Origin of the sequence: Pseudomonas fluorescens Q2-87 (genome assembly GCF_000281895.1) — a bacterium.
Classification (GTDB): Bacteria; Pseudomonadota; Gammaproteobacteria; order Pseudomonadales; family Pseudomonadaceae; genus Aquipseudomonas; species Aquipseudomonas fluorescens_S.
This window is the reverse complement of the sequence record NZ_CM001558.1, coordinates 1,465,249-1,488,302: the sequence shown is the minus strand read 5'-3', so window position 1 is coordinate 1,488,302 and position 23,054 is coordinate 1,465,249. Positions and strand designations below refer to the sequence as shown.

The following is a 23,054-nucleotide window of genomic DNA, read 5'->3' as shown; positions in this document are numbered from 1 at the left end:
GGATAAGTTCAGGTCCGCAAACGCTTTTTACGGCTGGGCGGATGAAGCATCTGTCATCCGTTACGTACAGGGACAAATTGCCGCTGCCCTCCAAGCCGCAGGTAATGGCCACTTGCCCGCCGCGCGGCACTGAGGCATAAGTGCATATCAACAAAACAAGGACGTTACCGTGCGCCTTCTCTCTCGCATTCTTTTGCTGCTCCTCGCGCTGCTGATCGTTGTCGTGGCCGTGGTGCTTTATTACATCGCCAATCCGCGATTGCCGTTCTATACCCCCGTCGAACAGGTGCATTACCTGGATCAATGGAGCGCCGCCGAGCGCCAGACGTATTACTTCACGCCCCAGGGCACACAGGTCAAAGGCCTGCGCTACGAATGGTTCACGGCCCTCGAACTGCCGTTTTCGCAACAGCGCTTCGCTGCGCCTGAGTACCTGGCGCGTTTCGGTTTCCTGGTCGACCCGGCGCAGAAAGCTTCGCCCGGCAATCCCGGCAATTTGCCGGTAGGTTTCGCACGGCACCAGAACCCGGGCAGCAACGACCAATTCCTGGATATCACTTGCGCCGCTTGCCACACCGGCGAATTGCGCTTCAAGGGCCAGGCGATACGAATCGATGGCGGGTCGGCTCAACACGTTCTGCCTTCCAGTGTTCCTACGTTGCGCGGAGGCAGTTTCGGACAGGCACTGGTCGCCAGCCTGGCGTCCACCTACTACAACCCCTGGAAGTTCGAACGTTTCGCCCGCCAGGTACTGGGCAAGGATTACGACAGCGGCCAGGAAGCGTTGCGCACAGCTTTCAAGGCTTCTCTGGATACGTTCCTGCGGGTGGCCTGGAATGATACCCACCGCGGCCTATACCCCACGCAAGAAGGTCCTGGCCGTACCGACGCCTTCGGCCGCATTGCCAACGCCAGTTTTGGCGATGCCATTTCGGCAGAAAACTACCGGGTCGCCAACGCACCGGTGGATTACCCGCAATTGTGGGAAATCTGGACATTCGACTGGGTGCAATGGAATGGCTCGGCGCAGCAGCCGATGGCGCGCAACGTGGGCGAGGCACTCGGTGTCGGCGCCACGCTGAATTTCTTCGATGCCCAGGGCAAACCGTTGCAGGGCGATGCGCGTTACCCTTCCAGCGTGCGCGTGCGCGACCTGAACAAGATCGAAGAAACCTTGCAACTGCTCAAGCCGCCCGTATGGCCGGAAGCACTTTTGGGCTCGATCGATAAACCCCTGGCCGCCAAGGGCCGCGCCTTGTTCACCGAAAACTGCGCCGGCTGCCACGTGCCGAAGGTGGTCCAGGGGCCTGACAGGCCCGTCCAGCAATTGCACATGCTGCCCGTGCAAGTGATCGGCACCGACCCGGGCGCCGCCAACAACATCGCTGACCATCGCTTCGACCTGACCAGCCTGCAATGGGATCCGGCCGAGTTGGCGAAGCTGGAAGTGCAACTGCATCCGACGCCGACGCAACCGCTGGACATGAGCCAGCTCTCGGTCGCCAAAGCCCTGGCCTACGTCACCGCATTCGTTGAAAACCGCGCTTACCGCGACGCCGGCGTCACCCCGGCAGAGCGCCCGGCCTTGGACGGTTTCGGCCTGCCCATCGGCGTGCGCGAACTGCGCGCCTACAAGGCCAGGCCGCTGGCGGGCGTCTGGGCCACGCCGCCGTTCCTGCATAACGGCTCGGTGCCGACGATCTATCAATTGCTCTCACCCCAGGACGAGCGAGCGACCACTTTCTATAAAGGAAGCTTCGAATACGATCCACGCCACTTGGGCTACCGTACCGAAGCCTTTACCAACGGTTTTCTCTTCGATACCCGGATCACCGGCAACCACAACAGTGGACATGAATTCCGCGCCGGTGAACGCGGCAACGGCGTGATTGGCCGCCTGCTGCAACCGCAGGAACGCTGGGCCCTGCTGGAATATTTAAAAGTGCTGGGCGGGCCGCTGGAATCGCAACTTTGATGATCACCCCCACAGGTAAAAGGATGTTTGCATGCTGATCACGCTCTGGCTGCGCCTCGGCGCTTTTTTGGCCAAGACATTGCTGTGGCTGCTGGGCCTCGGGCTACTGGGCTGGGCGCTGGCCGCGGCATGGTTCGCCTGGCAACACAGCGGCCCGGTCTCGGACAAAGAACAAGTACCTCCCGGCGAAGCAACCATGACCCGGGACATCATCCAGACCGCCATTCGCATCGTCGACCAACACCGCGAAGGGACCCGCTATCTGCGGGACGCCCATGCCAAGGCGCACGGTTGCGTCATCGCCGAGGTCACAGTGCCGAACGACTTGCCGGCGCCGTTGCGCCAAGGGGTTTTCGCCGAGCCGGGCAAGGTCTGGCAAGCGACCATACGTCTGTCCAACGGCAATGCTTATCCACAGTTCGACAGCCTGCGCGATGCCCGCGGAATGGCCATCAAACTGCTGAACTTGCCGGGCAAGCAATTGCTGGAAGAGCGCCAGTCGCAAGGCGAACAGGACTTCGTGATGTTCAATCATCCGAACTTCTTCGTCAGCGATGTCGCCGAATATCGTCAGAATGTGGCCGCGCAAGCCGATGGAAAAAAAGCACTGGCTTTCTTTCCGAGCGTGGATCCGCGCAGCTGGCAGATCCGCCATTTGTTCATCGCCCTGGCGACCCTCTCGCCGCCACCGGCCAGTCCGACCCAGACCACGTACTTTTCCGTATCGCCCTACAAGTTCGGTGAAGCCAACGCCAAGTTCCGTGTCGCGCCAGACCCGGACAGCTGCCCGGCCTATACCCTGCCGGCGCAAAACCAGGACCTGCCAAATTTCTTGCGCAGCGCCCTGGCCCAACAGTTATCCACAGATCGGGTGCCGGCATGTTTTGTTCTGCAGATCCAGCGCCAGGATCCGAGCAAGTACATGCCCATCGAAGACACCAGCATTGAATGGCAAGAAAGCGACGCCCCGTTCGAGACGGTAGCGCGCGTCAAGGTGCCGCCTCAGGACTTCGATACGCCCAAGCTGAACCTGGCTTGCGACAACCAGTCCTTCAACCCTTGGTTCGGCATTGAGGCCCATCGCCCCATCGGCGGCATCAACCGTTTGCGCAAAGCGGTGTATGAAGCGGTCAGCGATTACCGTCACAGCCGTAACGCCGAGCAGTAGGTAAACGGCAAACGCCAGACAGCAAAAGCCCGCTCGATTGAGCGGGCTTTTTGTTGGCAACCTGGCGTTCAGTGTTCCAGGTCATCGAAGATGGCGCAGCGGACGGGACTCGAACCCGCGACCCCCGGCGTGACAGGCCGGTATTCTAACCGACTGAACTACCGCTGCGCGTAACATTGAAAGCTTGGTGGGTGATGACGGGATCGAACCGCCGACATTCTGCTTGTAAGGCAGACGCTCTCCCAGCTGAGCTAATCACCCTTCACTTTCGATGCGGGGCGCATTCTCTCACAGTTTTTCGTAACGTGCTGATTTAATTAAAAATTCAGCAAAAAAAGAATGAAGAGCTGCGCACCGCAGGAACTGCAAACAGCAAAAAGCCCGCATTAGCGGGCTTTCTGTGGTCACCTGGCGTTCAGCGTTCCAGATAACCGAATATGGCGCAGCGGACGGGACTCGAACCCGCGACCCCCGGCGTGACAGGCCGGTATTCTAACCGACTGAACTACCGCTGCGCGTAACACTGTTAACGAATGGTGGGTGATGACGGGATCGAACCGCCGACATTCTGCTTGTAAGGCAGACGCTCTCCCAGCTGAGCTAATCACCCTTCGCTTTCGGTGTGGCGCGCATTCTACGGAGCAGCCTTTAAGCTGGCAAGCACTTTTTAAATTAATTTTTTCAGGCCTTCCAAAGGCTTAGCGAAGGGTTGGCCTATCGCGCCGCGAAGAGAATAATGCCCCCCTTTGTATAAAGGAGAGACTCACCCCATGTGGTTCAAAAACCTGCTTATCTATCGCCTGACCCAAGATCTGCCTTTTGATGCCGAGGCGTTGGAAACTGCACTGGCCAGCAAACTGGCGCGTCCATGTGCAAGCCAGGAGTTGACCACTTACGGTTTCGTCGCGCCGTTTGGCAAAGGCGAAGACGCGCCATTGGTGCATATCAGCCAGGATTTCCTGCTGATCGCCGCTCGCAAGGAAGAACGCATCCTGCCTGGCAGCGTCGTGCGCGACGCCTTGAAGGAAAAGGTCGAAGAGATCGAGGCCGAGCAAATGCGCAAGGTCTATAAAAAGGAACGGGACCAGCTCAAGGATGAAATCATCCAGGCGTTCCTCCCACGTGCATTCATTCGCCGCTCGTCCACCTTCGCCGCCATCGCGCCGAAACAGGGCCTGATCCTGGTGAATTCGGCCAGCCCGAAACGCGCCGAAGACCTGCTGTCAACCCTGCGCGAAGTCATCGGCTCGCTGCCGGTGCGCCCGCTCACGGTGAAAATGGCCCCGACCGCCACCATGACCGACTGGGTCAAGACCCAGAAAGCCGCCGACGATTTCTTCGTGCTGGACGAATGCGAACTGCGCGACACCCACGAAGACGGCGGCATTGTGCGCTGCAAGCGTCAAGACCTGACCAGCGACGAAATCCAGTTGCACTTGAACACCGGCAAGGTGGTGACCCAGTTGTCGCTGGCTTGGCAGGACAAGCTGTCCTTCGTGCTCGACGACAAGATGGTGGTCAAGCGCCTGAAGTTCGAAGACCTGCTGCAAGACCAGGCAGAACAGGACGGCGGCGACGAAGCCCTCGGCCAGTTGGACGCCAGCTTCACGTTGATGATGTTGACGTTCGGCGAATTCTTGCCGGCGCTGGTTGAAGCGTTGGGCGGGGAAGAGATTCCGCAGGGGATCTAAAGGTTGGTGATTACCCTGTGGGAGCGGGCTTGCTCGCGAAGGCGGTGTGTCAGTCAGTTGATAGTTGACTGATGCCCCGCTTTCGCGAGCAAGCCCGCTCCCACATTTATATTTGTGGTTTATCAATAATAAGGATCAGGTCATGCGCGCATTGGCTGCATTGAGCCGCTTTGTCGGCAATACCTTCGCTTACTGGGTTCTGATTTTCGCCATCGTGGCGTTTCTGCAACCGGCCTGGTTCATCGGTTTGAAAAGCGCCATTGTGCCGTTGCTAGGGCTGGTGATGTTTGGCATGGGCCTGACCCTCAAGCTCGATGATTTCGCCGAAGTCGCGCGTCACCCATGGCGCGTGGCCTTGGGCGTGGTCGCTCATTTCGTGATCATGCCAGGCGTGGCGTGGTTGCTCTGCCAAGTTTTCCATTTGCCGCCGGAAATCGCCGTCGGCGTGATCCTGGTGGGCTGCTGCCCGAGCGGCACCTCGTCGAACGTCATGACCTGGCTGGCCCGCGGCGACCTGGCCTTGTCGGTGGCCATCGCCGCCGTCACCACCTTGCTCGCGCCGCTGCTGACCCCGGCGCTGATCTGGCTGCTGGCCTCGGCTTGGCTGCCGGTGTCGTTCATGGAGTTGTTCTGGTCGATCCTGCAAGTGGTGCTGCTGCCCATCGTGCTGGGCGTGGTGGCGCAACGGCTGCTGGGGAACAAGGTCCGTCATGCTGTGGAGGTGTTGCCACTGGTGTCGGTGGTGAGCATCGTCATCATCGTGACCGCCGTCGTTGCCGCCAGCCAGGCGAAGATTGCCGAATCGGGGCTGCTGATCATGGCCGTGGTGATGTTACACAATAGCTTCGGCTTTTTGCTGGGCTATTTCACTGGGCATCTGTTCAAGCTGCCGCTGGCCCAGCGTAAATCCCTGGCACTGGAAGTGGGCATGCAGAACTCCGGCCTGGGCGCGGCGTTGGCCAGTGCACACTTTTCCCCGCTGGCGGCAGTGCCCAGCGCGCTGTTCAGCGTCTGGCACAACATTTCCGGGGCCCTGCTCTCGACCTATTTCCGCCGCATGAGCGAAAAACAGGACCGCGACGCCCTCGCCGCCCGGCAAACCGCCGAGTAAGCAGACTTGATCGAGTGGTCAATAATGGGCACTCTATCAATCGAGCGCGGGGACGGCCCCGCCACTCGATCATGCCTGTCGATCAAGTGTTAATCCGGGGACGACCCCATCCATCGATGGAGGTACGTGATGTCCTGGATCATTCTGTTTTTTGCCGGCCTGTTCGAAGTCGGCTGGGCCGTCGGCCTGAAGTACACCGACGGTTTCAGCCGCCCTCTCCCCACTGCACTGACGATTGCCGCCATGGTGATCAGCCTGGGCCTGCTCGGCCTGGCAGTGAAGCAATTGCCCCTGGGCACAGCCTATGCGATCTGGACCGGAGTCGGGGCCGTGGGCACTGTGATTGCCGGGATCATTCTGTTTGGTGAATCGATGGCGCCGGTTCGGTTGGCAAGCGTGGCGTTGATCGTTGCCGGGTTGATCGGGCTCAAGATCAGCGCTTAAGGCCACTATCGCTATCGCGAGCAGGCTCGCTCCCACATTTTGACCGAGTTCGACGCGGTCCACTGTGCGAGCGAGCCAGCTCGCGATTAGTCTATAGCTCGCAGGCTATCTAACTGCCCCGCGCAACTCTCCCACCACCGCCTGCAACTTCGAAGGTGTCGCCCCCTCCACCGCAACCGCCGAACCCGCCACCAGGGTAATCCGCGACCAGAACCGGCGGAACACGCCCTTGCGTGGATCACGGCTGAAGAAACTCCCCCACAGCCCCTGCAACGCCAGGGGAATCACCGGCACCGGGGTTTCCTGGAGGATGCGTGTCAGCCCGCTCTTGAACTCATTGATCTCACCGTCAGCGGTCAATTTTCCTTCAGGGAAGATGCACACCAGCTCACCGTCCTTCAGGTACTGAGCGATTCGGGTGAAAGCCTTTTCGTAGATATGAATGTCTTCCTGGTGCCCGGCGATGGGGATCGTTCCGGCGGTGCGGAAAATGAAATTCAGCACCGGCAGGTTGTAGATCTTGTAGTACATCACGAAGCGAATCGGCCGACGCACCGCACCGCCAATCAGCAAGGCATCGACAAAGGACACGTGATTGCACACCAACAGCGCCGCACCTTCATCCGGAATCGCTTCCAGGTTGCGATGCTCGACGCGGTACATGGAATGGCTCAGCAGCCAGATCATGAAACGCATGCTGAACTCTGGAACGATCTTGAAGATGTAGGCGTTGACGCCGATGTTCAGCAGCGACACCACCAGGAACAGTTGCGGGATCGACAGTTTGGCCAGGCTCAGCAATACGATGGAGACAATGGCCGAAACCACCATGAACAACGCATTGAGGATGTTGTTGGCGGCGATCACCCGCGCCCGTTCGTTTTCGACGGTGCGCGACTGGATCAACGCGTACAGCGGCACAATGTAGAAACCGCCAAACACACCTAGGCCGAGGATGTCGATCAATACCAGCCAGGCGTGACCGAAGCCGAGCACCTGCAGCCAACCATGGCCATCGACACTGTCAGGAATTGCGCCGGAATGCCACCACAGCAACAGCCCGAACACCGTCAAGCCGAACGAACCGAACGGCACCAGGCCGATCTCCACTTTGCGCCCGGACAACTTCTCGCAGAGCATCGAACCCAGGGCGATCCCCACCGAAAAAACCGTCAGGATCAAGGTCACCACGGTTTCGTCGCCGTGCATCCATTCCTTGGCGTAGGCCGGGATCTGCGTCAGGTAAATCGCCCCGACGAACCAGAACCAGGAGTTGCCGACAATCGAACGAGACACCGCTGGGGTTTGTCCCAGCCCCAGCTTCAGGGTCGCCCAGGACTGGCTGAAAATATTCCAGTTCAGGCGCATTTGCGGCGAGGCCGCCGCGGCTCGCGGTATGCTGCGGCTGGCCAGGTAACCGAGCACGGCGACGCCGATGATCGCGGTCGACACCACGGGGGCGTAATGGGCCGAGGACATCATTATCCCGGCACCGATGGTACCGGCAAGAATGGCCAGGAACGTGCCCATTTCCACCAGGCCGTTGCCGCCAACCAGCTCGTCCTCGCGCAACGCTTGCGGCAGGATCGAATACTTCACGGGGCCGAACAGCGCCGAATGCGTGCCCATGGCGAACAGCGCCAGCAGCATCAGCGACAGATGATCGAATACGAAGCCCACCGCGCCGACCGTCATGATGACGATTTCGCCGAGTTTGATCAGGCGAATCAACGCATCCTTGGCGAACTTTTCCCCAAACTGCCCCGCCAGCGCCGAGAACAGAAAAAACGGCAGGATGAACAGCAGTGCACAGAGGTTGACCCAGATCGAGCGATCGCCTTCGATGGTCAATTTGTAGAGGATGGCGAGGATCAGCGACTGCTTGAAAATGTTGTCGTTGAACGCGCCCAGGGACTGCGTGATGAAGAACGGCAGGAAACGCCGCGTGCGAAGCAAGGTGAACTGCGAAGGGTGACTCATCTTCCATGTTCCTGAGTGGCGTGGACGCTTATTGGAATTACGTTTTTTGATCCAGGCCACACATTACCTGTCTTTAGCGATTATTTCGCCAGCCCCGCAATGCACGGCGACACAAACAACTCGCCGTGCCAGGCGCCCAGCACGGTACGCCGTCCGACGATCAGCCACATCACCACCAGCATCGCCACCAACACGCCTCCAAACAGGCTGAAAAAACCCAGGTGCAACACCTCCGCCAGCTTCAGCGTGGTCAGCGCATACACACCCAAGGGAAAGGTAAAACCCCACCAGCCAAGGTTGAAGGGAATCCCGGCCCGTAGATAGCGCGCGGTGATCAGCAGCGCCATCAGCATCCACCAGAATCCCAAGCCCCACAGTGTGATACCGGCGACCAAGCCCAGGCCGGCGGCGATTTCGCCCACGCCGGGCAGGCCGTTTGCGGTAAAGATCAGCGGTGCATCACTGCCCAGCAAAAGCATGCCCAGGGCGCCGGTGCCAATGGGGCCAAGGGCTAGCCAGCTCGAGGCGGCCATGTTTTCGTGGGGCAATTTATGCAGGGCCATGCGCAACAGCAGGATCGTCAGGATGCTGAACGCTACCGGTAGGGAAAATGCCCAGAGTACGTAGCTCGTCACCAGCATCACCAGTTGCGCATGAACATCTGCCAGATGCGGTGCCAACAGCCCGCCACTGGCGGCGGCAACTTCGGCGGCCACCACCGGCAACAGCCATACCGCAGTCATCTGGTCGATCCGATGCACTTGACGGGTGAACATCAGGAATGGAATCAGCACGCCACAAGCCAGCGACATTGCCACGTCGATCCACCATAACGCCTCGGCCAACGGCACCACACCGTCGCCCCAACGCGGCAGCCCATACACGAGGAAGCCATTGATGATCGTGGCCAGGCCCATGGGAATGGTGCCAAAAAACATCGACACGGTTGAATGGCCAAAGATCCGTCGCGCCTCATCGAAGAACAACAGCCAACGGGCCGTGTACATTCCGGAGAACACGACGAACAAAACCATGTTGAACAACCACAAGCCTTCGCCCACGGCACGCAGGCCGGGCATGTTCGCCGGCCACTGCGCCAGGGCCAAGGCCAATACGCCAGTACCCATTACCACGGCAAACCAGTTCGGCGTGAATTGGCGGATGGCCTCCAGCGGCCTGGGCAAATGGCTCAATGGACGCAAACGGCTTTTAGCAGCACAGCATGTCATGGCGAACTCCTTCCCCGGATGAGGTGGAGCCATGCTAGAGCCGAATCGAATATCTATATAACGGGTAATTTCTCTATCTGTTATCGGTTTTGCAAATAAGTCAGACGCTGCCTTCGGTCTCGATCACCAGGACTCTCGCTTCGCCCAACGGCTTGGCCACGTGCTCGGCACCCACCGAGGCGTAGAAAATATCTCCCACTCCCAGCAGGACCTCTTTTACGACGCCCTCTTCCCGATAGCACATCTGCACTTGCCCATCGAGCACCACGAAGACTTCCTGCCCGTCATTGATGTGCCACTTGTACGGCTGATCGGTCCAGTGCAGGCGCGTGGTGATGCCGTTCATGTTGGCGATATCCAGCGCGGCCCACGCGCGCTCGCCGGTGAAGGATTTGCTGCGGATGATTTTCAAAGGGATCGGTCCATGAACATTGAGACGCCAAGGCTAGCGCAAATCAACCGACAGCGGCGCCTGCAATCCAAGCCTTCAAGGCCGAACGCCAACGTCTGCTCTTTTCCCAGGCTGGCGCAACAAACCCAACAACGCAGCAGCCGACAACACGATCAGCACAGCGCCATAACCATCCGTGGTGGGGATCAACCCGAACACCCGCGTCAGGTTCCCGGCCAGCAGCGACGGCAAGCTGAACGCCAGATAGCTGAGGACGTAGAATGCCGACATCAAACCGGCTCGCTCATGGGGCAATGCCAGGGGCATGATGCTGCGCAAGGCTCCAAGGAACCCGGCGCCGAAACCGCTGCCGGTGACCAGCGTGCCGACGAAGAACAACGGCAAGCTGCCCCCGTGCACCGCGACCAGCACCAGCGTCAGGCCGATGACCAGGAGACTTGCGGACAGGCGCAACATCTTGTCTGCGCCCTGGTTGCGCAGCGTGTAGATGGACAACGCACCGCTGAGCGTCAACACCGCCACTAGCGCGCCGCCGATCAGGTTGGAGGTCGATCCCGTCGCAGCCCGCACCAGCGAAGGCGCCAGCGACAAATAGAAGCCGCCCACCGCCCACGCCGCAAGGTTCAATGGCAATATCAGCCACAAGGCGCCTCGCGCCTGGACCGGCACATGCAAGGTCGGGCGCAAGGACTGCCAGGCGCCGGCTTGTGGGCTGACGCTCTCCGCCAGCCGCCAGAGGTAAAGGGCCTGGGCGAGGAACAACCCCAGCAAAATCCAATACGTCAGTTGCAGGGGCAACGGTGCGTACTCAGCCAACAGGCCACAACCCAGCGCCCCGCATGCCATGCCCAACAGCGGTGCGATGCTGATGATCAACGGACCCTGCCGACGATCGAAATCCAGCAACGCCGCACCCAGCACACTGGTGGCCATGCCCGTGGCAAAGCCTTGGATCAACCGCGCGCTGATCAACCAGGCGACACTGTCAGCATTGATAAACAGCAGCATCGCCAGCATGTTGAGCAACAACGCGACGAAAATAACCGGTTTGCGGCCCAGGTAATCCGACAGCGAACCCACAGTCAGCAGGGCTGCCAACAGACTGAACGCATACACACCGAAAATCAGCGTCAGCACTGCCGGGGAAAAGTGCAACTGATCCTGATAGAGGTGATACAACGGCGTCGGCGCACTGGAGGCGGCGAGAAAACCGAGCAAGGTAAGCGCCAGGAAGATCAGGCTGGCACCGGTCGAAGCTGGACGAGACATGGGCACACTCCAAAGGCAAAAGCACAAAAGCTAATTTTTTGCTTTTGCCGAGTGTGCTACCGCTGTGCGCTTAAAGCAAATTCTTTGTGTTAAGGTCCGACCCATGGCTATTAAAGAAGGTTTACGCCCCGGCGGCAGAAGCGCCCGGGTACAGGAATCGATTCATTCGGCGGTCCGCGCCCTGCTTCAGGAGCAGGACCGCGCCACCTTGACCGTGCCGCAAATCGCCGCGCGCGCGGGGGTAACGCCGTCCACGATCTATCGGCGCTGGGGCGATCTGCCGGCGTTGCTGGCGGACGTCGCCATCGCCCGCATGCGCCCCGACAGCGAACCGGCCAACACCGGCAGCCTGCGCGGCGACCTGTTGGCCTGGGCCGAACAGTACCTGGACGAAATGAGCTCCGAGCCCGGGCGCAACATGATGCGCGACATCCAGGCCTGCGCTACGCCGGGGTATTGCGTGGGAATCATCAGCGCCCAGTTGCAGACGATTCTGGATCGTTATCCCGACGAGCCCAATCCAGGCATCGAACGCCTGGTCAACGTGGTGGTGGCACCGACGGTGTTTCGCATCCTGTTCGCCACCGCGCCGCTGGACGCCGAGGAGTTGTATCGGTTGGTGGATATCGCGCTGGGTCAGTAAGACCGCATTCGCGAGCAAGCCCGCTCCCACATTTGATCTGGGTGAACCATGGATCTGTATTCGCCCCAAGTCCCTGGGAGCGAGCTTGCTCGCGATGAGGCCCGCACAAACATTACAAACCCAAAAAGCCCCAACACCCCGCCACGCCCCGACCTTGGTCGACACTGACGAACCCGGACGGGCATGCGAGACTGTCTTGCCGGGCTCGAGTCCCGGTGTCTTTGTCCGGGAGTTTCCATGTCGTTGTCCAGCGGGTTGATCGCCGTTGTTGCCCTGGCCTATATGGCCATCATGTTCGCCATCGCCTTCTACGGCGACCGGCGCAGCACGCCGTTGCCGCCTCGGGTGCGGGCCTGGGTTTACAGCCTGTCGCTGGCGGTGTATTGCACCAGCTGGACGTTCTTTGGCGCCGTGGGCCAGGCCGCCGAACAGCTCTGGTCATTCCTGCCAATCTACCTCGGGCCGATCCTGCTGATGGTGCTGGCGCCGTGGGTGCTGCAAAAAATGGTGATGATCAGCAAGCAGGAGAACATCACCTCCATCGCCGACTTCATCGCCGCCCGCTACGGCAAGTCCCAATCCCTGGCGGTGGTGGTGGCGTTGATCTGCCTGGTGGGCGTGTTGCCGTACATTGCCTTGCAGCTCAAGGGCATCGTGCTCGGCGTGAACCTGCTGATCGGCGCTGGCGCCGATGCGATGGGTACCCGCGCTCAGGACACCGCGCTGATTGTCTCGCTGATCCTGGCGCTGTTCACCATCGTGTTCGGCACCCGCAACCTTGACGCCACCGAGCACCACCGTGGCATGGTGTTGGCGATTGCCTTCGAATCCCTGGTCAAGCTGTTCGCCTTCCTCGCGGTCGGCGCCTTCGTGACGTTCGGTCTTTATGACGGCTTCGATGATTTGTTTGACCAGGCGATGCTTGCGCCGCGGCTGGAGCAGTACTGGAAGGAAACCATCAACTGGCCGTCCATGGTGGTGCAGACCGGTGTGGCAATGATGGCGATCATCTGCCTGCCGCGGCAGTTTCACGTAACCGTGGTGGAAAACATCGAGCCCCAGGACCTGCGCCTGGCCAAGTGGGTATTCCCCGCGTACCTGGCCCTGGCCGCGCTGTTTGTCGTGCCCATCGCCCTTGCCGGGCAAATGATGCTGCCCAGCTCGGTACTGCCGGATTCGTTCGTCATCAGCCTGCCTCTCGCCCAGGCCCACCCGGCCCTGGCGGTGCTGGCATTTATCGGCGGCGCCTCGGCGGCCACCGGCATGGTGATTGTCGCGAGCGTGGCGCTGTCCACCATGGTCTCCAACGACATGCTGCTGCCCTGGCTGTTGCGCCGCAACAACGCCGAGCGGCCGTTCGAAGTGTTCCGCCAGTGGATGCTTTCGGTACGGCGGGTGAGCATTGTGGTGATCCTGCTGCTGGCCTATGTCAGCTACCGCTTGCTGGGTTCGACGGCGAGCCTGGCAACCATCGGCCAGATTGCCTTCGCGGCCGTGACCCAACTGGCCCCCGCCATGCTGGGCGCGCTGTACTGGAAGCAGGCCAACCGTCGCGGTGTATTCGCCGGCCTCGCCACGGGGATTTTCCTATGGTTCTACACCCTGGTGCTGCCGATCGCCGCCCACAGCCTGGGCTGGTCGCTGGGCAGTTTCCCGGGTTTGGCCTGGCTGCACGGCAACCCATTGAACCTGCCAATTACTCCGCTAACCCAAGGGGTGGTGCTGTCACTGGCCGGTAATTTCACTCTGTTTGCCTGGGTGTCGGTGCTGTCACGCACGCGCGTATCGGAGCACTGGCAGGCCGGACGCTTCATCGGCCAGGAAATCAGCGCCCGTCCCAGCGCCCGCTCGATGCTCGCGGTGCACATCGACGACCTGTTGCAGTTGGCCGCACGCTTCGTCGGAGAAGAACGGGCGCGGCAGAGCTTCATCCGCTTTGCCTACCGCCAGGGCAAGGGCTTCAATCCCAGCCAGAACGCTGACAGCGAATGGATCGCCCACACCGAACGCCTGTTGGCCGGTGTACTGGGGGCGTCCTCGACACGGGCGGTGGTAAAAGCCGCGATTGAAGGCCGGGAGATGCAACTCGAAGACGTCGTGCGGATCGCGGACGAAGCATCGGAAGTGCTGCAGTTCAACCGGGCACTGCTGCAAGGCGCCATCGAGAACATCACCCAAGGCATCAGCGTGGTCGATCAGTCCCTTAGGTTGGTGGCGTGGAACCGGCGCTACCTGGAGTTGTTCAAGTACCCGGACGGGTTGATCAGCGTCGGCCGGCCCATTGCCGACATCATCCGCTACAACGCCGAACGCGGCCTGTGCGGCCCCGGCGAGGCGGAAGTCCATGTTGCCCGGCGCCTGCACTGGATGCGCCAGGGCCGCGCCCATACCTCCGAGCGACTGTTTCCCAATGGCCGGGTGATCGAGCTGATCGGCAACCCGATGCCCGGCGGCGGGTTCGTCATGAGCTTCACCGACATCACCGCGTTCCGCGAGGCCGAATATGCCCTGACGGAAGCCAACGAAGGGTTGGAGCAACGGGTGGCTGAGCGCACCCGGGAATTGTCGCAACTGAACCTGGCCCTGACCGATGCCAAAAGCACCGCCGAAGCGGCCTATCAATCCAAGACCCGTTTCCTGGCGGCCGTCAGCCACGACTTGATGCAGCCGCTCAACGCCGCACGACTGTTTTCCGCTGCGCTGTCCCACCAGCACGAAGACCTGCCGCAGGAAGCCCGGCAACTGGTGCAACACCTGGACAGTTCGCTGCGTTCGGCCGAAGACTTGATCACCGATCTGCTGGACATTTCCCGCCTGGAAAACGGCAAGATCAACCCCGACCGCAAGCCCTTCGCCCTTAATGAGCTGTTCGATATCCTCGGCGCCGAGTTCACCGCGCTGGCCCAGGAGCAGGGCCTGAAGTTTCGCGTGCGAGGCTCACACCTGCGGGTGGACAGCGACATCAAGCTGCTGCGACGGGTCTTGCAGAATTTCCTTACCAACGCCTTTCGCTATGCCAAGGGACCGGTGTTGCTGGGCGTGCGCCGACGCAGCGGCGAGTTGTGCCTGGAAGTCTGGGATCGCGGCCCGGGTATTGCCGAGGATAAGCAGCAGGTGATCTTCGAAGAATTCAAACGCCTGGACAGCCACCAGACCCGCGCTGAAAAAGGCCTGGGGCTGGGACTGGCAATCGCCGATGGGCTGTGCCGCGTGCTGGGCCACACCTTGCGCGTGCGCTCTTGGCCGGGGCGCGGCAGCGTGTTCAGCGTCAGCGTTCCCCTGGCCCACGCACCGGCAGTCGTACCCGCCGCCGTAGCCGAACCCAACGGCCATTTGCCCAGCGGCGCGCAGGTGCTGTGCGTGGACAACGAAGACAGCATCCTGATCGGCATGAACAGCCTGCTGACACGCTGGGGCTGCCAGGTGTGGACGGCGCGCAACCGCGATGAATGCGAGCGTTGGCTTGCCGAGGGGGGACGGCCGCAATTGGCCCTGGTGGACTTCCATCTGGACGACGGCGAGACCGGTACCGAGTTGATGGCCTGGTTGCGCACGCGCATGGGTGAGCCGATCCCGGGTGTGGTGATCAGCGCCGACGGTCGCCCCGAGATGATCGCCCAGGTGCACGCGGCGGGCCTGGATTACCTGGCCAAACCGGTGAAGCCAGCGGCGTTGCGGGCGTTGTTGAGTCGGCATTTGCCGTTGTAGAGAACTCGGGGGATGTAGGGTGGCCTCTGTGGCGAGGGAGCTTGCTCCCGCTTGAGTGCACAGCACTCACAAAAAGGGCTGCTGCGCAGCGCTCACAAAAAGGGGCTGCTGCGCAGCCCAGTGGGAGCAAGCTCCCTCGCCACAGGGTTTTGCATCAAGCCTAAGGGTTTCATTAATCCTGGGCTTTTGCCGTTTCTTCCGGTAACTCAGGCAACCCATCCGCATCCGTCATCGCCCGTTCGAGCAATTCGGCAGGCAAGCTCTTGCTGGCCCGGGCCCCGAGCAGCTTGAGCTGTTCGCTGCGGCTGATCAGGTTGCCACGCCCTTCTGTCAGCTTGTTGCGTGCGGCGCTGTAGGCTTTGTCCAGTTGCTGCAAGCGACCACCAATCTCGTCCAGGTCCTGGATGAACAGCACGAACTTGTCGTACAGCCACCCCGCCCGCTCGGCGATTTCCCGGGCGTTCTGGCTCTGGCGTTCCTGTTTCCACAAGCTGTCGATCACCCGTAAAGTCGCCAACAGCGTGGTCGGGCTGACGATCACGATGTTGCGGTCGAAGGCTTCCTGGAACAGGTTCGGCTCGGCTTGCAGGGCGGCGGAGAACGCCGCTTCGATCGGCACGAACAACAACACGAAATCCAGGCTGTGCAGGCCGTCCAGGCGTTTGTAATCCTTGCCGGCCAAACCTTTGACGTGGGCTCGCAATGACGCCACATGTTGCTTGATAGCATGCTGGCCGATGGCGTCATCTTCGGCGGCCACGTACTGCTGATACGCGGTAAGACTGACCTTGGAATCGACCACTACTTGTTTGTCGCCGGGCAGATAAATCAACACGTCAGGCTGGAAACGCTCGCCGTCCGGACCCTTGAGACTGACCTGGGTCTGATATTCGCGCCCCTTCTCCAGGCCCGCGTGTTCGAGCACCCGCTCCAGGATCAATTCGCCCCAGTTACCCTGGGTTTTCTGGCCCTTGAGTGCCCGGGTAAGGTTGGTGGCCTCATCGCTCAGGCGCAGGTTCAGCTGTTGCAGCCGCTCCAGTTCCTTGCCCAGGGAGAAACGCTCGCGCGCCTCGGCCTGATAGCTTTCCTCGACGCGTTTTTCGAAAGATTGGATGCGCTCTTTCAGTGGATCGAGCAACTGGCCCAGGCGCTGCTGGCTGGTTTCGGCGAAGCGCTGCTCACGCTCGTCGAAGATTTTGCCGGCCAGTTCGGCAAACTGCGCCCGCAGTTCGTCTCGTGAACCTTGCAAGTCATCCAGGCGCTGTTGATGGCTGTCCTGTTGCTCGCGCAGCTCGGCCTGCAACGACGCCGCCTGGGCGTCGAGCCGCCGCAACTCGGCTTCTTTGTTGGCGCGCTCAAGATTCCAGGCGTGGGCCGCGTCCCGGGCGTTGTCGCGCTCGATCTGCAACAACTCAACTTCGCGACAGGCGGCGGCGAGTTCAGCTTGCTTGGCGGCGTTGGCCTGGCTCAGGTCGCTGATTTCATCGCGGCAAGCGTCGAGCTGGGCGTTCAGGCCGTCGTGGGCCATGTGGGCAGTGGCGAGGCGCTCTTCCTGCAGCGCCAGCTCGGTCCGCGCGGCACTGGCCTGGCGTTGCAGGTGCCATGACAGTGCGAGCAACGGCAACGCTGCCCCCGCCAGGCCCAGCAACAAGCTGGTCAAATCCATAGCCATGACATTTCCTGCCGATGAGATAAAGCCCGAAGGTTAACCAAGCGGCTGGGGGTTGCCCAGCTCGGACTGCGGTTTCAGTCTTCGATTTCGCCGAGGGCCTGACGAGCCCGGTGATCACCGGCCCGTGCAGCCTGGCGCAGCAGGTCGTGGCCGATACGCCGGTCCCGGGCATTACCGCATTCGCGGCACATCAATTGCCCGAGGCGACTTTGCGCGGCCACCACGCCTTCACGGGCTGGCTGCTTGAGCAGGCGACCGGCCAGGTGTTTGACGCTGGGGCTTTCTCCCAGGCGCGGACTGTCGAGCAACCACTCAGCCACTCGCATCGAAATGCGCTTGGGTGGGGTAACACTGGCGGGCGTGGAAGTAACAGAATTTGATACTGAGCGAAACTTCATAAAGCACTGTGGGACAGATCGGAAGGCGCGCCACTCTACTCTTTTTTTCGCGCGGGTAAAGCCGAAAAAAACCGGCACGCCCGTGCTAGAGCAAGCGCTTGGGACAATCCACAGAAGCTGTGGATAACTCAGTGGACAACCTACCCTGAACTCGCCGCAAGCCCTGTGGAACGGGGCCTGCGCTTAAACTGACGATTTTTTCACCAGTAAAAAAAGCGATGTTTTTCATTGACTTAAATTTTGGATACAGGCACCCACCCCCAATTGTTCCCACATGACAGTACGGTGACAAGCGGCGTGGCGAGTGTGCACAAGTAACATGCGAACGGGTTATAACGCTGCTATTTTTCTGGCGCATTGGGTCGCGAAACCCGAGCTTGAAGGTGGTGAGGGCATCGGCTTGCGACCCGCTTGAATATTTTTTGACCAATGCCCTTCCCTTCAGGAATTCGATCCGTTAGTATTCGCGGCGTTAGTACCAAGCTGAAAGTCAATTCCGGGTCGAACACATCTCTGCGGTCAGCCATCCCTCAAGGGACGCAGCACCGATAAAAAGAGACCGACCCCCTCGATGGTTTCCAGGTAAACCTTGCGCCAACACAGCCTTTGATCGAATGCAAAGGGTGTTGCCAGGCTCATTACTCTGACCGAACCAACCTGCAAATTGATCAGGATCTTCACCCCGGGCCCAGAACCTTTGCCCTTGATGTGTTGCCTGCCCTCCTAAGTACCTACCTGCCAGCCCAAGCGCGCCCTTTTTATAGCGCTCAAACTGGCTGCTTTGTTCCAGTCGGGTTCTTCGTTCGACCAATGGTGGTCGACGTTACTGGAACGTTTTAACGTTGCACGGTTCTTAACCGTGTCATTTGTAGGAACACCCATAACATGTCTAATCAAATCCATACACAGGATGCCATCCGCACCCTAACCAACGCTTTTGCTCCAATGAACTGCCTGATCATGGCCGCTCGCAAAGGCTGCTTCAGCTTTACCCTGGTCAACGAACATGGCATCGCTCGTCACAGCGAACGCCTGTACCCCGATCAATACTCCAGCGCCGAACCGCTGCAGGCCGTGATCGAGCGTACTCGCCAGGCACTGGTTGCCTGATACGCCAGAAAGGCTGAAACCCCAAAGGCCCCGCCCAGAAAGCGGGGCTTTTTATTGCCTGGAATTTCTCGATAAAGCGCAACGGCGTAAGCACCAAGGGATATAACGGTTATAACCGTTCGCTGAAGATGTTTTAAAAACAGCCCTTTACAGCAGGAATATGACACTACACTTCAACTCAAGCGGCATGATCCGCTTTCGGCGGGGCCTGAACCGATCCACCGCTGCCAAGCCCACACCTTCAGGCTCCGCCCATCTCGCATTCCGAGGGCTTTATGGGTATCGCTGCCAGCGAACTGTGTCGATATGTGATCCGCCCGACGCTCCTTTACCTGGGGCGTCATAGCGCAACCGCGGAATCCTTGTTGCTGGGCATAGCCGCCAGCCAGTCAGCGCTGGGGTCGGCCCTCCATGACCGACGCGGGCATGGCCTGTATCGCATCACCGAACCTCGACACCAAGCGCTTTGGGATCATTACCTCGCGCTGGACCCGGAGCGCGCCAGCCTGGTTCGCGGCCTGGCCAGCCAACACGCCTTTCTCAGCGGCCCGCACCTGGAATTGACCGTCAACCTGCGCTATGCCACTGCCATCGCCTGGCTGCTGGTGGAGGAACGGAACACCACGCTTCCCGAAGCCGATGATCTGCTCGGGATGGCCCGCATCTGGCGGCAAGCATTCCACCCTCAGGGACGCCTGCGAGATTTCACTTGTGCCTGGCAGAGCTGTGTTTCACCACTGAATCAGGTCGCTTGCTGATGGGAAATTCGGAAAGTTCCTACAACGGTCGCGATTCTGGTCGGATTGTCCTACAAAACCCCTCTAAATCAAGCCATACAAGCTATAGCGCTTGAACGAAAATGTTGGTAATTTTCGCCCCGGTGACCATCAGGAGTTCTAACAATGAAAAAATCATGCTCAAAACCACCCTTGGCCTTGCCGTTACCTTGGCATCCACACAACTTTTCGCCAGTGGCTTTGCCTTGAACGAACAAAGCATCAGTGGCATGGGCACTGGTTTTGCGGGCCGTTCTTCCGCTGCCGATGACGCAAGCACCGTGTTTGGCAACCCTGCCGGGATGTCGCGCCTCAAGCGCCAACAGGTCACCGGTGGCTTTGCCGCCATCGATGCTTCCACCGATATCAACGATGCCAGCGGCACCAAGTCCGGTACCAACAAGGGCGACATGGTCCCGCTCACGGGCGTTCCGATGGGCTATTACGTTAAGCCCATCGATGACCAATGGGCCTTCGGCCTGGGTGTCTACGCCCCGTTCGGCCTGATCACCGATTATGAAAACGGCTTCCAGGGCGGCAACTTCGGCAGCAAGAGCGAAGTGAAGGTCGTCACCTTCCAACCCACCGTCAGCTATGCCTTCAATGACAAGGTATCGATCGGTTTTGGCCCGACCATCAACCGTATCTCCGGTGCACTGGAATCGACCCTGAACACTCCGCTGTCGCCAAACGACGGTGACGTGAAGATCAAGGGCGACGACATCGGCTACGGCTATAACATCGGCGTGCTGGTCCAGGCGACCGACACCACCCGTGTCGGCCTGACTTACCACTCCAAGGTCAAGTACAAGCTCGAAGGCCACACCGAAGTGAGCCCGGGCGCGGGTACACCGGCGTTCCTGCTCAACGGCGCGCGCTATGACGCGTCGCTGGACATCACCACACCGGAGTCGGTGGACTTTTCCGTCACCCAGCAGCTCAATGATGCCTGGACCGTTTATGCAGGCAGCACCTGGACACGCTGGAGCCGCCTGAAGGAAATCACCGTCAACAACGAAGGCGTGACCCCGGCCGCCGGTGGCGCGCTGGCCCCTGCGTTTCTCGGCACCATCACTGAAGAACAGAACTGGCATGACACCTGGGCCTACGCCATCGGTACGTCGTATCAGTTGAACAAGCAGTGGGTGTTGCGTACCGGCCTGTCCTTCGACCAGTCGCCGACCAACAACACCGACCGCTCACCACGCATCCCTACCGGTGACCGGACCATCTTCAGCTTGGGCGCAGGCTGGAGCCCAACCGACGACCTGACCATCGATGTGGCTTATTCCTACCTCAAGGAAGAAAAAGTCAACATCAATCGAACCAATGCCCTGGGCCAGTCCTACAACGCTGAATACGAAAACAGCGCCAACGGTTTTGGTGTCGGTGCGACCTACCGCTTCTGATGCTGCAAGGCGAATCTGAACCACTCGTCACCTGAAGCGAAAAAAAGCCCCGCTCTCTACACAGAGGCGGGGCTTTTTCGTGGCTGGCGCTCAGGGCTTGGAGGCGATAGCCGCTTCTACCGCCTTGATGAATTCGGGATCGTCGGGTTTGATCCGGCTGGAAAAACTGCCGACAACCTTGCCCTGGCGGTCCACCACGTATTTGTAGAAATTCCATTTCGGCGCGCCGGATTGTTCGGCCAGATGCTTGAACAACGGAATGGCATCAGAACCGCGCACCGGTTGCGGCTCGGTCATGGTGAAGGTCACGCCATAATTGACGTAGCAGACCTTGGCCGTTTCCGCGCCGTCCTTGGCTTCCTGCTTGAAATCATTGGACGGCACGCCAAGTACTTGCAGCCCTTCGTCCTTGTAGCGCTGGTTAAGCGCCTCCAGACCTTTGAATTGCGGGGCGAACCCACAAAAACTGGCGGTGTTGACCACGACCAATGGCTTGCCGGCGAAACGTTGGCACAGATCGATAGTTTCCTTGGCCCGCAACTTGGGCAGCGAGCCCTCCAGCAACGGCGGGCAGTCGGCCGCCAAGACCGGTCCAGCCACAGCCAATAACAGAGCAGGAACAGCAAACCAGCGCATCAACATGTCGGAATTCCCTTAAACGCACGTCAGACCACGACGTTACTCCGCCGCGCCCGACGTCGTCCACCGCTCAACAATTACCCATGCCCAGTTGCATCAAGGCCAACCCGCCCTGATGCCAACCCCACCAGGCGAACGCCAGCAGCAGACCAGCGCCGACGGCAATCAACCATGGGCCGACGCGACTCATGCTGTACCGGCCTGGGCTTGCAGGCGCGCCACCGGGCGTTCGCGTACTGGCCAGTTCAGTGCTGCGGCCAACAGGCTGAGCAGGATCGACACTTGCCAGATCAGGTCGTAACTGCCGGTGCGGTCGTACACCACCCCGCCCAGCCAGCCCCCGAGGAACGAACCCAATTGGTGGAACAGGAACACAATCCCACCGAGCATCGAAAGATTTCGTACACCAAACAGCGTCGCTACCGTGCCGTTGGTCAAAGGCACGGTCGACAGCCACAGCAAGCCCATCGCCATACCGAACAGATAAGCCGTGGTAGTCGTCACCGGCGCCCACAGGAACAATCCGATCACCACCGCCCGCACCAGGTACAGCCCGGTCAACAGCCGTGGCTTGGACATGCGCCCGCCCAGCCAGCCGGCGGTATAGGTGCCGAAGATATTGAAGAGCCCGACCAGGGCCAGCACGGTGGTGCCGACACTGGCCGGCAGGTGTTGGTCCACCAGGTAGGCCGGTAAATGCACGCCGATGAACACCACCTGAAAACCACAGACAAAAAAACCAACCGCCAGCAGCCAGAACCCCGAATGGCTGCACGCCTCGCGCAACGCCTCGGACAAGGTTTGCTCATGGCCCAGCAGCGGCGCCGGCACATCCTTGAGCATGCTCACCAACGGCACGATCAATGCCACCAGCAAACCCAGCACCAACAAGGCCGCCGACCAACCGAGCCAGCCGATCAGCCCCAGCGTGCCGGGCAACATGGCGAACTGGCCGAAGGAGCCGGCGGCACTGGCGATGCCCATGCCCATGCTGCGTTTCTCCGGAGGCACGGCACGTCCGACCACGCCGAGGATCACCGAGAACGATGTACCCGAGAGACCAATACCGATCAAAAGCCCCGCGCTCAACGACAACGACCATGGCGAGTCGGCCATGCCCATGAATACCAGGCCAACGGCATAAAGAACGCCGCCGATGAGCACGACTTTCGCCGCACCGAAGCGGTCAGCCAACGCGCCGGTGAACGGCTGCGCCAGGCCCCAGATCAAGTTCTGCAAGGCAATGGCGAAGGCGAACACCTCCCGGCCCCAGCCGAACTCGGCGCTCATGGGGGCCAGAAACAGGCCGAAGCCATGCCGCACGCCCAAGGACAACGCCAGGATCAACGCGCTCCCCACCAGGACCCAACCACAGGTACGCCACATCGATGTCATTCTTATTCTCCGCTCGCGGGTATAT

Annotated in this window: 18 protein-coding genes and 4 tRNA genes; 10 read left to right on the top strand and 12 right to left on the bottom strand. The window is 60.3% G+C overall.

The genetic code is table 11. The annotated features are described in order from the left end of the window. Positions 1-169 precede the first annotated feature (169 nt). Together PFLQ2_RS20920 and PFLQ2_RS20925 are read left to right on the top strand one after the other, a co-directional pair. Positions 170-1,975, top strand: coding sequence for a di-heme-cytochrome C peroxidase (locus PFLQ2_RS20920; protein ID WP_003179068.1), 1,806 nt, complete (start codon positions 170-172; stop codon positions 1,973-1,975). Positions 1,976-2,006: 31 nt separating this feature from the next. Next, entirely contained in the window at positions 2,007-3,143 is a 1,137-nt protein-coding gene (locus PFLQ2_RS20925; RefSeq protein ID WP_003179066.1) for a catalase family protein, read from the top strand. A 91-nt stretch (positions 3,144-3,234) separates the two neighbouring features. Here PFLQ2_RS20925 and PFLQ2_RS20930 read toward each other — a convergent pair. The 4 genes from PFLQ2_RS20930 to PFLQ2_RS20945 form a co-directional block, all read right to left on the bottom strand. Then, a tRNA-Asp gene (locus tag PFLQ2_RS20930) sits at positions 3,235-3,311 on the bottom strand. Positions 3,312-3,328: 17 nt separating this feature from the next. After that, a tRNA-Val gene (locus PFLQ2_RS20935) sits at positions 3,329-3,404 on the bottom strand. Positions 3,405-3,581: 177 nt separating this feature from the next. After that, positions 3,582-3,658: transfer RNA gene (locus tag PFLQ2_RS20940), tRNA-Asp, on the bottom strand. A 19-nt stretch (positions 3,659-3,677) separates the two neighbouring features. Continuing rightward, a tRNA-Val gene (locus PFLQ2_RS20945) sits at positions 3,678-3,753 on the bottom strand. A 160-nt stretch (positions 3,754-3,913) separates the two neighbouring features. On the opposite strand from PFLQ2_RS20945, the gene rdgC reads away from it, so the two are divergent. From rdgC to sugE, 3 genes are all read left to right on the top strand, one after another. Further along, entirely contained in the window at positions 3,914-4,834 is a 921-nt protein-coding gene (gene rdgC, locus PFLQ2_RS20950; protein WP_003179064.1) for a recombination-associated protein RdgC, read from the top strand. 142 nt (positions 4,835-4,976) lie between these two features. Next, entirely contained in the window at positions 4,977-5,945 is a 969-nt protein-coding gene (locus tag PFLQ2_RS20955; RefSeq protein ID WP_003179062.1) for a bile acid:sodium symporter family protein, read from the top strand. A 129-nt stretch (positions 5,946-6,074) separates the two neighbouring features. Further along, complete coding sequence (gene sugE, locus PFLQ2_RS20960) at positions 6,075-6,389, top strand: quaternary ammonium compound efflux SMR transporter SugE (RefSeq protein WP_003179061.1); 315 nt, start codon at positions 6,075-6,077, stop codon at positions 6,387-6,389. A 105-nt stretch (positions 6,390-6,494) separates the two neighbouring features. On the opposite strand, the gene PFLQ2_RS20965 is transcribed toward sugE, so the two are convergent. From PFLQ2_RS20965 to PFLQ2_RS20980, 4 genes are all read right to left on the bottom strand, one after another. Further along, positions 6,495-8,369 carry an MFS transporter gene (locus tag PFLQ2_RS20965; protein WP_003179059.1) on the bottom strand — a complete coding sequence of 625 codons (1,875 nt, stop codon included), beginning with the start codon at positions 8,367-8,369 and terminating at the stop codon, positions 6,495-6,497. A gap of 80 nt (positions 8,370-8,449) precedes the next feature. Continuing rightward, entirely contained in the window at positions 8,450-9,598 is a 1,149-nt protein-coding gene (locus PFLQ2_RS20970; RefSeq protein ID WP_003179057.1) for a TDT family transporter, read from the bottom strand. Positions 9,599-9,698: 100 nt separating this feature from the next. Then, a complete protein-coding gene (locus PFLQ2_RS20975; RefSeq protein WP_003179056.1) occupies positions 9,699-10,010 on the bottom strand; it encodes a cupin in 312 nt (103 codons plus the stop codon). 75 nt (positions 10,011-10,085) lie between these two features. Further along, positions 10,086-11,279, bottom strand: a complete 1,194-nt coding sequence (locus PFLQ2_RS20980; RefSeq protein ID WP_003179054.1) for an MFS transporter — start codon at positions 11,277-11,279, stop codon at positions 10,086-10,088. Between the two features lie 103 nt (positions 11,280-11,382). Here PFLQ2_RS20980 and PFLQ2_RS20985 point away from each other — a divergent pair, with 103 nt between their 5' ends. After that, the gene (locus PFLQ2_RS20985; protein WP_003179053.1) at positions 11,383-11,922 is read left to right on the top strand and encodes a TetR/AcrR family transcriptional regulator; all 540 of its coding nucleotides are present in this window, start codon (positions 11,383-11,385) and stop codon (positions 11,920-11,922) included. Positions 11,923-12,159: 237 nt separating this feature from the next. Then, the gene (locus PFLQ2_RS20990; RefSeq protein ID WP_003179051.1) at positions 12,160-15,630 is read left to right on the top strand and encodes a hybrid sensor histidine kinase/response regulator; all 3,471 of its coding nucleotides are present in this window, start codon (positions 12,160-12,162) and stop codon (positions 15,628-15,630) included. Between the two features lie 172 nt (positions 15,631-15,802). Here the strand turns inward: PFLQ2_RS20990 and rmuC are convergent, their stop codons facing one another. Both rmuC and PFLQ2_RS27595 read right to left on the bottom strand, forming a co-directional pair. Then, positions 15,803-17,188, bottom strand: coding sequence for a DNA recombination protein RmuC (gene rmuC, locus PFLQ2_RS20995; RefSeq protein WP_192814258.1), 1,386 nt, complete (start codon positions 17,186-17,188; stop codon positions 15,803-15,805). A gap of 188 nt (positions 17,189-17,376) precedes the next feature. After that, complete coding sequence (locus PFLQ2_RS27595; RefSeq protein WP_003179045.1) at positions 17,377-17,700, bottom strand: hypothetical protein; 324 nt, start codon at positions 17,698-17,700, stop codon at positions 17,377-17,379. Positions 17,701-18,585: 885 nt separating this feature from the next. Between PFLQ2_RS27595 and PFLQ2_RS21000 the strand changes: the two genes are divergently transcribed. From PFLQ2_RS21000 to PFLQ2_RS21010, 3 genes are all read left to right on the top strand, one after another. Then, the gene (locus tag PFLQ2_RS21000; protein WP_003179043.1) at positions 18,586-18,810 is read left to right on the top strand and encodes a hypothetical protein; all 225 of its coding nucleotides are present in this window, start codon (positions 18,586-18,588) and stop codon (positions 18,808-18,810) included. Between the two features lie 275 nt (positions 18,811-19,085). Beyond that, positions 19,086-19,568, top strand: a complete 483-nt coding sequence (locus PFLQ2_RS21005; RefSeq protein ID WP_033045938.1) for a hypothetical protein — start codon at positions 19,086-19,088, stop codon at positions 19,566-19,568. Between the two features lie 101 nt (positions 19,569-19,669). Continuing rightward, positions 19,670-20,995: an OmpP1/FadL family transporter gene (locus PFLQ2_RS21010; RefSeq protein WP_003179039.1), complete on the top strand. Its 1,326-nt coding sequence runs from the start codon at positions 19,670-19,672 to the stop codon at positions 20,993-20,995. A gap of 90 nt (positions 20,996-21,085) precedes the next feature. On the opposite strand, the gene PFLQ2_RS21015 is transcribed toward PFLQ2_RS21010, so the two are convergent. Then, positions 21,086-21,637: a glutathione peroxidase gene (locus PFLQ2_RS21015; RefSeq protein ID WP_003179037.1), complete on the bottom strand. Its 552-nt coding sequence runs from the start codon at positions 21,635-21,637 to the stop codon at positions 21,086-21,088. 183 nt (positions 21,638-21,820) lie between these two features. Next, the gene (locus PFLQ2_RS21020; protein WP_003179033.1) at positions 21,821-23,029 is read right to left on the bottom strand and encodes an MFS transporter; all 1,209 of its coding nucleotides are present in this window, start codon (positions 23,027-23,029) and stop codon (positions 21,821-21,823) included. Positions 23,030-23,054: the final 25 nt, after the last annotated feature.

Coding starts and splice junctions, on each gene's coding strand:
- PFLQ2_RS20925 (WP_003179066.1), top strand. CDS start 2,007: ATGCTGATCACGCTCTGGCTGCGCCTCGGCGCTTTTTTGGCCAAGACA.
- rdgC (WP_003179064.1), top strand. CDS start 3,914: ATGTGGTTCAAAAACCTGCTTATCTATCGCCTGACCCAAGATCTGCCT.
- PFLQ2_RS20955 (WP_003179062.1), top strand. CDS start 4,977: ATGCGCGCATTGGCTGCATTGAGCCGCTTTGTCGGCAATACCTTCGCT.
- sugE (WP_003179061.1), top strand. CDS start 6,075: ATGTCCTGGATCATTCTGTTTTTTGCCGGCCTGTTCGAAGTCGGCTGG.
- PFLQ2_RS20965 (WP_003179059.1), bottom strand. CDS start 8,369: ATGAGTCACCCTTCGCAGTTCACCTTGCTTCGCACGCGGCGTTTCCTG.
- PFLQ2_RS20970 (WP_003179057.1), bottom strand. CDS start 9,598: ATGACATGCTGTGCTGCTAAAAGCCGTTTGCGTCCATTGAGCCATTTG.
- PFLQ2_RS20980 (WP_003179054.1), bottom strand. CDS start 11,279: ATGTCTCGTCCAGCTTCGACCGGTGCCAGCCTGATCTTCCTGGCGCTT.
- PFLQ2_RS20985 (WP_003179053.1), top strand. CDS start 11,383: ATGGCTATTAAAGAAGGTTTACGCCCCGGCGGCAGAAGCGCCCGGGTA.
- PFLQ2_RS20990 (WP_003179051.1), top strand. CDS start 12,160: ATGTCGTTGTCCAGCGGGTTGATCGCCGTTGTTGCCCTGGCCTATATG.
- PFLQ2_RS27595 (WP_003179045.1), bottom strand. CDS start 17,700: ATGAAGTTTCGCTCAGTATCAAATTCTGTTACTTCCACGCCCGCCAGT.
- PFLQ2_RS21000 (WP_003179043.1), top strand. CDS start 18,586: ATGTCTAATCAAATCCATACACAGGATGCCATCCGCACCCTAACCAAC.
- PFLQ2_RS21005 (WP_033045938.1), top strand. CDS start 19,086: ATGGGTATCGCTGCCAGCGAACTGTGTCGATATGTGATCCGCCCGACG.
- PFLQ2_RS21010 (WP_003179039.1), top strand. CDS start 19,670: ATGTTGGTAATTTTCGCCCCGGTGACCATCAGGAGTTCTAACAATGAA.
- PFLQ2_RS21015 (WP_003179037.1), bottom strand. CDS start 21,637: ATGTTGATGCGCTGGTTTGCTGTTCCTGCTCTGTTATTGGCTGTGGCT.
- PFLQ2_RS21020 (WP_003179033.1), bottom strand. CDS start 23,029: ATGACATCGATGTGGCGTACCTGTGGTTGGGTCCTGGTGGGGAGCGCG.